The 6,617-nt window shown below is 47.4% G+C and carries 5 protein-coding genes; 2 read left to right on the forward strand and 3 right to left on the reverse strand.

Annotated features, from left to right (window positions below):
- Both RDP42_RS02985 and RDP42_RS02990 read left to right on the forward strand, forming a co-directional pair.
- Window positions 1-2,514, forward strand: coding sequence for an ATP-binding protein (locus tag RDP42_RS02985; protein ID WP_308762466.1), 2,514 nt, complete (start codon window positions 1-3; stop codon window positions 2,512-2,514).
- Between the two features lie 38 nt (window positions 2,515-2,552).
- Complete coding sequence (locus tag RDP42_RS02990) at window positions 2,553-3,908, forward strand: sigma-54 dependent transcriptional regulator (protein WP_308762467.1); 1,356 nt, start codon at window positions 2,553-2,555, stop codon at window positions 3,906-3,908.
- A gap of 298 nt (window positions 3,909-4,206) precedes the next feature.
- Here the strand turns inward: RDP42_RS02990 and RDP42_RS02995 are convergent, their stop codons facing one another.
- The 3 genes from RDP42_RS02995 to RDP42_RS03005 all read right to left on the reverse strand — a co-directional run bounded on the left by RDP42_RS02995 (window position 4,207) and on the right by RDP42_RS03005 (window position 6,337).
- The gene (locus tag RDP42_RS02995) at window positions 4,207-4,878 is read right to left on the reverse strand and encodes an RluA family pseudouridine synthase (RefSeq protein WP_204473692.1); all 672 of its coding nucleotides are present in this window, start codon (window positions 4,876-4,878) and stop codon (window positions 4,207-4,209) included.
- An 86-nt stretch (window positions 4,879-4,964) separates the two neighbouring features.
- Complete coding sequence (gene fabG, locus RDP42_RS03000; RefSeq protein ID WP_072543560.1) at window positions 4,965-5,711, reverse strand: 3-oxoacyl-[acyl-carrier-protein] reductase; 747 nt, start codon at window positions 5,709-5,711, stop codon at window positions 4,965-4,967.
- Window positions 5,712-5,740: 29 nt separating this feature from the next.
- Window positions 5,741-6,337, reverse strand: a complete 597-nt coding sequence (locus RDP42_RS03005) for a TetR/AcrR family transcriptional regulator (RefSeq protein ID WP_303916737.1) — start codon at window positions 6,335-6,337, stop codon at window positions 5,741-5,743.
- Window positions 6,338-6,617: the final 280 nt, after the last annotated feature.

A 6,617-nucleotide genomic window follows, 5' to 3' on the forward strand; every position in this document is an offset into this window, starting at 1 on the left:
ATGTTTTCCACTTCTTCCAAAATCGTATTCGGCTACATCGTGCTGATCGGACTGCTGCTGGGAGCATTTACTTATACCATCCAGCAAATGAACCTGCTCACCACTCCTTCCAACCTGAACGAACAGTTGGAACATCGCCGCCACATCACCCACCGCATCATCAGCCAGCTATATGATGCAGAAATCATTGGACAAACTCTGCGTACTGGCAAGCTGAACGAATATTATCATTACCTGAAAGCCATGAAAGAGGTGAATGCCTCTATCGATACCTTGGAGATTATTCTGACAGACACCTTGCAGCAGGCCCGTCTGGATACAGTGAGAAGCCTACTTCATAACAAACAGTGGAACATGTATGCGGTACTGGAAGCCATGCGGAACACCCCGACCGACCAAATTTACCAGGAACAGCTGGACAGCCTGATTGCCCAGCAGGATTCTTTGCTCAGTACCCCCCATATCCGGAGAAAGGTCATCACGCACCACAACTCCTACACCATCCACCACAAAAAGAAAGGATTCTTCAAACGCCTGGCCGATGTATTCGCCCCAGGCAAGGAAGATTCCACTCAGGTGAGCAACGTGATACAGGAAGAATATACCGATACGCTCGATGAGGTGTACAACCCCGTCGACACCATCAGTCACATGATTACGGGTATCCAGCACAAGGTGTTCCAGACCCGGCAAAAAGAAACTGAAATGCTGAACGCACAGATCAACAATCTCCGTGTGATTGGAAGCGGCCTCAGCCAGCGTGTCAACCAGTTGCTGGAAAACATCGAACAGGACGAACAAGAAGCGGCCCGAATCAAACTGGCACAGGAGGAAGAAATTCGGAAGAATGCAGCCGAGACCATGGCCAAGATTGCCATCGCCGCCTTTGTCCTGGTATTGATATTCTCCATCGTCATTGCCCGTGACATTACCCGCAACAACCATTACCGCAGGGAACTGGAAAAAGCCAAGCTCTATGCCGAAAACTTATTGGTGGCCCGCGAAAAACTGATGCTGACCATCACCCACGACATCAAGGCTCCGGCAGGCTCCATCATCGGCTACATCGATCTCCTCATCCGACTGGTTCGCGACCGGAGACAGCAGTTCTACTTATCGAACATGAAGAGTTCGGCCCAACATCTGCTGGCCCTCGTCACTTCCCTGCTGGATTACCACCGGCTGGAAGCAGGCAAAATGGACCTGCATCCTGTGGCATTCAATCCCCACGAACTGCTGACCGACATTTACAACAGCTTCTTGCCACTTGCGGAGAAAAAGAACCTGCAGCTTATTTTCGAGGAGCATCTTCCGGCATCACTTACCTTGGAAGGTGACCCCTTCCGTATCCGGCAGATTGTAGAGAACCTGCTGTCGAATGCCTTGAAATTCACGGCAACAGGTAAAATCACATTGGAGGCAGCCTACCACGGCAACCAGTTTGTATTTCGTGTGGCAGACACGGGATGCGGCATGACGGCCAAAGACCAGGAACGGATTTTCAAAGAATTTACCCGTCTGCGCAGTGCCCAGGGACAGGAAGGCTTCGGACTCGGCCTGTCCATTACCCGCAAACTGGTGGAACTGCTGTTGGGCAAAATTACAGTAGAAAGTACCCCGGGAGAAGGCAGCACGTTCCAGGTATCCATCCCCCTGCCTTCTATTTCTCCCAAGACGGTGTCTCCAATACCAGAGCCATCTCTGTCCATTCCGGAAACCTTGCTTCGGGTACTCATCATCGACGACGACCGGATACAAATGCACCTCACGGAAGCCATGCTCCATAACGTGAGTGAAGAAGTGAAAGGGCTGAAAATAGAAACGGTGTGCTGTGAACAGCCTGAAGAGCTCGTAGCACAGTTACAAGCACAGACTTTCCACCTCCTGTTTACCGACATCCAAATGCCGGCCATGAACGGATTTGAATTGTTGAAACATCTCCGCAGCCTGCCTCTGCCGCAGGCACAATCCATTCCGGTCATTGCCATTACTGCACGTGGCGACATGGACAAGAATGACTTCCGACAAAAAGGATTTGCCGGCATGCTGCAGAAACCTTTCAACCAGTCGGACTTGAAGAGTGTCTTGAAAGAAGTCTTATCCTGGCATGAACTGGATACGTCAAAAAAAGAGCCTTCCCCGCTTCCCAAAGAAGAGAACACGGAAGAAACCTACAATTTTACTCCGCTGACTGCCTTCTCGGAAGATGACCCGGAGGCAGCCCAAGAAATCCTCCGAACGTTTGTGCAGGAAACCCGCAAGAACCTGGAAAAGATACAGGCGGCCCTGCAAGCGGAAGACATGGATACCCTCTGTGCCGTAGCCCACAAGATGCTGCCTACTTTCCTCATGATTGAAGCCCGGCAGGCTATTCCTTCCCTCCAATGGCTGGAACAACAGAGAGGTACGCATACCTATTCTCCAAAGGCTGCGCAGGCTGCCACTCGGGTAGTAGAAGAGACACAAAAAATCCTGAAATGCAAAATCTTGAAGGATATAGAAAGAGTATCGTAAAAAAGATTATCTTTGTAAAAGCAATTAAATAAAAAAATATGATTCCGTCTATTTTAATCGTTGAAGATGATTTGACTTTCTCTACCATGCTAAAAACATGGCTGGGGAAAAAAGGGTTTGAAGTGGAAACTGCGAGCACACAGGCCAAAGCACGCAAACTACTGGGTACGCGCAGTTTTGACCTGATTCTCTCCGACCTGCGTCTTCCGGACAAGGACGGAATGTGCCTGCTGTCCTGGCTGCGGGAACAGCAGAATGAGGTGCCTTTTATCATCATGACCAGCTATGCAGAAATACAGAGTGCCGTACGGGCCATGAAAGAAGGAGCCACGGACTATATCTCCAAACCGATACAGCCCGATGAACTGCTGAAGAAAATCAAGGAGGCCATCCAGCCGGAACCTTCAGGGGCAGCGACGGAGAAGAAGAAAAATGCTTCGCAGACGACGCACAGTTTTCTGGAAGGAGAGAGCGAAGAGGCACGAAAGCTGTATAATTATGTCAGCCTGGTAGCACCTACCCAAATGTCCGTACTCATCAACGGTGCCAGCGGAACCGGCAAGGAGTATGTGGCTCACCGCATCCATCAACTCAGCAAACGGGCAGACAAGCCTTTCATTGCCATCGATTGCGGTTCCATTCCCAAGGACTTGGCTGCTTCTGAATTCTTCGGCCATGTAAAAGGTTCGTTTACAGGAGCTCTAAGTGACAAGGTCGGTGCCTTTGAGGAAGCCAACGGAGGCACGTTGTTCTTGGATGAAATCGGTAACCTGAGCTACGAAGTACAGGTGCAACTGCTGCGTGCCCTACAGGAACGCCGTATCCGCCGCATCGGTTCTACCAAAGAAATAGAAGTGGACGTCCGTCTGATCAGCGCCACCAACGAGAACCTGAAGGAAGCCATTGCCAAAGGAAACTTCCGGGAAGACCTGTACCATCGCATCAACGAATTTACCTTGCAGATGCCAGCCTTGAAAGACCGGCCGGAAGACATTCTGCTGTTTGCCAACTTTTTCCTGGACCAGGCGAATCGGGAACTGGACCGCTCCCTCATCGGCTTCGATGCAGAAGCCAGTGAAGCCCTGCAAAAATACTCCTGGCCCGGCAATCTGCGTCAGTTGAAGAACGTGGTCAAACGGGCTACCTTACTGGCTCAGGGAGAATTCATCACGACGAAAGACTTAGGAGAGGAAATCCACGAAAAAAAATTGACTGAAGATGACAAAGTAGAACCTGAAGAATCGTTCATGCTACACGATGAAGAAACCGAAAAACACCGGATATTAAAAGCCCTCCAACAGACCGGAAACAACAAAAGCAAAGCTGCCGCCTTACTGGGCATTGACCGGAAAACACTTTACAACAAACTGAAATTGTACCAGATTCCACAATAAACGTGTGGAAAAATTCCACACGTTCCACACTTATTCCACAACATTTCACTCCCATACCCCCTCCAGAAGGCTTCTGAACGTTTGGCACGCGTTTTGTCCTATATATTACAGATAAACAAAACAATGAACAACCCAAACAAACTAGGCTAAACCCAACCCCATAGAATAAAGTTCTGAGATTGTTTACCTCAAATTAATTGAACTCTCAATTATTTTACAATCTCATGATAAAATGAAGATGCCTATGTGTTAACAGGAGGAGACGCTGTGAAGCGTCTCCTTCTTATCTTTTTAGATTTTACAACATGCCAAATCCTTTCCACAAATTTCCTTCAGGAAGAGGAGCAATCAAATCAATGGGTTCCTTGGATACGGGATGGATAAAACGTACCCTGCGGGAATGCAGACAGATGCTGCCATCCGGATTGGAGCGCGGAAAACCATACTTCAAATCTCCTTTGATAGGGCACCCCATCTTGGCCAGCTGGCAACGTATCTGATGATGACGTCCAGTCTTCAAATCGACTTCCAGCAGATAATAATTGTCTGAACGGCCTATCAGGCGATAATGAAGTACCGCTTTCTTGGAGTTCTTGACTTCCTTATCGTAGGCATACGACTTGTTCTGCTTCTCGTTTCTGACCAGATAGTGCACCAGTTCTCCTTCGGTTTCCTTGGGCGGTTGCTTCACAATGGCCCAGTAGGTCTTCTTGACCTCCCCATTGCGAAACATCTCGTTCAAACGGCTCAAGGCCTTGCTCGTCTTGGCAAATACCACCAGTCCGCTGACCGGCCGGTCCAAACGATGCGTCACCCCCAGAAACACATTGCCGGGCTTGGCGTATTTCTCCTTCAAATACTGCTTTACAGTTTCCGACAAGGGCACATCGCCCGTCTTGTCGCCCTGCACAATTTCAGAAGCAGTCTTGTTGACTACTATAATGTGATTATCTTCGTAAACTACTGTCATAAACAAAAAATGAAGAACAGGAAATGAAAGAAAGCCTCTTTCTCCTATTCCCTATTCTTCACCTTATAATATTATTATGGTTTGTATTACATGTTCATACCACCGTCAACCTGGATAACCTGTCCTGAAACGTATGAAGACATGTCAGAAGCCAGGAACAAGGCGATGTTGGCTACATCTTCCGGTGTACCGCCACGACGCAGAGGAATACGTTTGTTCCATTCGGCCTTCACTTCATCAGACAATTTCGCAGTCATGTCAGTGATGATGAAGCCCGGAGCGATGGCATTGGCACGGATACCGCGTGAACCCAATTCCTGTGCAATAGATTTAGCCAGACCAATCAGACCAGCCTTAGAAGCAGAATAGTTGCACTGTCCGGCGTTACCGTGTACACCTACTACAGAAGCCATGTTGATGATGTTACCGTGTTTCTGACGCATCATGATCGGAGTGCAAGCATGGATGAAGTTGAATGCAGACTTCAAGTTCACAGTCAACACAGCATCCCACTGTGATTCACTCATTCGCATCATCAGACCGTCTTTTGTGATACCTGCATTGTTTACCAGAATATCGATAGAACCGAAATCATTGTGAATCTGTTCTACGACCTTTGCCGTATCTTCAAAGCTGGCTGCGTTAGAAGCATATCCTTTTACTTTTACGCCATAAGCAGCAATTTCTTTTTCTGTATTCTGACCGTTTTCATCGATAACCAAGTCTGTGAACGCAATATTTGCTCCTTCCGCAGCAAACTTCAATGCAATAGCTTTACCGATACCACGTGCAGCACCAGTAATAATGGCTGTCTTTCCAGTTAATAATCCCATTTTCTTTATTTTTTAATTAAACGATATGATTATTTTTCTTTCTCTTTACACCCCAATGCGCCAGATACAATTTTCGATACATAACGCCATCCGGTTTCATCATCCAGTTCCTCACCAATCTGTCCGCGAATGTAGGGCACTTCAATACCTTTTATGCAATAATGCAAGATGTCGGCCGTAATCTCCACATTGTCGATGTCGAACAGTCCTTGTTCCTTACCTTCCTGCAGGATACGGCGAAACAAAGTCACTTCTTTCCGGTCAAATTCCTTGCGCATGGCCTCCACTCTCCAAATATCCCGGAAGAAATCGGCCCTTAACGTACCGTTACGATACACCACCATCTTGATGGCATCCAAGTGCGTCATAATCAGTTCCATAATCTTCTTATCCGGTGACACCGGTTTTCCAGCCGCTTTTTCCAGCTGGTCGGAAAGCATTTCCAGTTCAGACTCCACTACCGCCATGTAGATTTGTTCCTTACTTTTAAAGTAAGTATAAAGTGTGCGCCGTCCTTTTTTCGAAGCCTGAGCAATGTCGTTCATCGTTGTATCTTCCACTCCCTTCTTCGCAAAAAGCTGCCGGGCCACATCTACCAGTTTAGCTCTCGTCTTTAATACTGTCATCTTTCGTTATTGCACAACTCATAAAAAACTGAGCAAAAGTACTGTTTTTCTTGATACTACACAAATATAAGGTCTCAAATTCATTGGAAAAGCCTCCTTATCTCCATTTCTCTCCATATCGATCCTTTCTCACAGATCGATTCTTTTAAAGAAATATAAAAGCCTTCATATTTCTTTCATAAATATTTGCTTTTCTAAAAACAAGTCCGTACCTTTGCACCGCATTTAAGAAATAACATCGCGGAGTGGAGCAGTTGGTAGCTCGTTGGGCTCATAACCC

The sequence above is a fragment of the uncultured Bacteroides sp. genome (assembly GCF_902472605.1).
GTDB lineage: Bacteria > Bacteroidota > Bacteroidia > Bacteroidales > Bacteroidaceae > Phocaeicola.

What these genes read in the sequence shown, in the direction of transcription:
- RDP42_RS02985 (WP_308762466.1), top strand. Translation starts at nt 1, where the DNA reads ATGTTTTCCACTTCTTCCAAAATCGTATTCGGCTACATCGTGCTGATC.
- RDP42_RS02990 (WP_308762467.1), top strand. Translation starts at nt 2,553, where the DNA reads ATGATTCCGTCTATTTTAATCGTTGAAGATGATTTGACTTTCTCTACC.
- RDP42_RS02995 (WP_204473692.1), bottom strand. Translation starts at nt 4,878, where the DNA reads ATGACAGTAGTTTACGAAGATAATCACATTATAGTAGTCAACAAGACT.
- fabG (WP_072543560.1), bottom strand. Translation starts at nt 5,711, where the DNA reads ATGGGATTATTAACTGGAAAGACAGCCATTATTACTGGTGCTGCACGT.
- RDP42_RS03005 (WP_303916737.1), bottom strand. Translation starts at nt 6,337, where the DNA reads ATGACAGTATTAAAGACGAGAGCTAAACTGGTAGATGTGGCCCGGCAG.